Origin of the sequence: Enteractinococcus helveticum, from assembly GCF_001657475.1 — a bacterium.
GTDB classification, from domain to species: Bacteria; Actinomycetota; Actinomycetes; order Actinomycetales; family Micrococcaceae; genus Yaniella; species Yaniella helvetica.
The window spans coordinates 1-920 of record NZ_LXEY01000074.1; the positions used below are offsets into that span (position 1 = coordinate 1).

At 59.5% G+C, this 920-nt stretch carries 1 protein-coding gene; it reads right to left on the reverse strand.

Annotated features, from left to right (window positions below; all coding sequences use genetic code 11):
• Window positions 1-87: 87 nt before the first annotated feature.
• Window positions 88-822 (reverse strand): IS21-like element helper ATPase IstB, encoded by a 735-nt coding sequence (istB, locus tag A6F49_RS14565; RefSeq protein ID WP_201120355.1) that lies wholly within the window; start codon window positions 820-822, stop codon window positions 88-90.
• Between the last annotated feature and the right edge of the window lie 98 nt (window positions 823-920).

The following is a 920-nucleotide window of genomic DNA, read 5'->3' on the forward strand; positions in this document are numbered from 1 at the left end:
TGTGTTTTGTCAATTAGAAGTCGGCCATTAAAGCGATAAGAATCCGGCCACTTTGGCAGGGTTTCCTGCCAAAGTGGCGATAAGGGGTTATTTCATTAGGGCGTTTTTGACGCGGTAGGACTCGCCGCGGAATTGCAGTAACCGGCCGTGGTGGACGATGCGATCGATGACGGCAGCGGCCATCGTATCGTCGCCGAAGATGGTGCCCCAGCGGGCGAATGCCAGGTTGGTGGTGATGATCAGGCTGCGTTGCTCATAGCCATCGGCGATGACTTGGAATAACAGTCGGGCGCCTTCAGCATCGATGGGCAGGTAGCCGAATTCGTCCAGGACTAGGAGCTGATTGCGGGCCAGGGCGGTGAGTTCTTTATCTAATCGGTTGTCGTCTTTGGCCCGGCGCAGATGCATCACTAATGCGGCGGTGGTGAAGTATCGGGCTCGGTAGCCTTGGTTGCAGGCGGCGGCCGCCAGCGCGATGGCCAGGTGGGTTTTGCCGGTGCCCACGTCCCCGTAGAGCACCAGGTTCTGGGCTTGCTCTAGGAAGTCGAGATCCACGAGGGGTTGACGACCGTAGTCGGGCGGGAAATGGATGGCCGTCCAGTCGTAGCCGTCAAAGGTTTTCAACACCGGCAACTTGGCAGCCCGTAACAGCCGGTGGCGTCGGGAGGCTTGGCGGGATTCGACTTCAGCGGCTAAGAGTCCGTGGAGGTATTCGCGTTGTTTGGGGGTGCCTCGCTCGGCCCAGTCGGCTAACACGGTGGTGGTGAGCGAGGATTGTCGGCCCAGCTCGATGATCTCGTCAACGGTAATCGTGGTGGTCATGCGGTGACCTCCCGTTGGGTGAGTTGGTCATAGATGCCTAGATCGATCACTGAGGCGACCGGTTCGCTGCCTTGGGCCATCCGACGAGCGAGCATCCC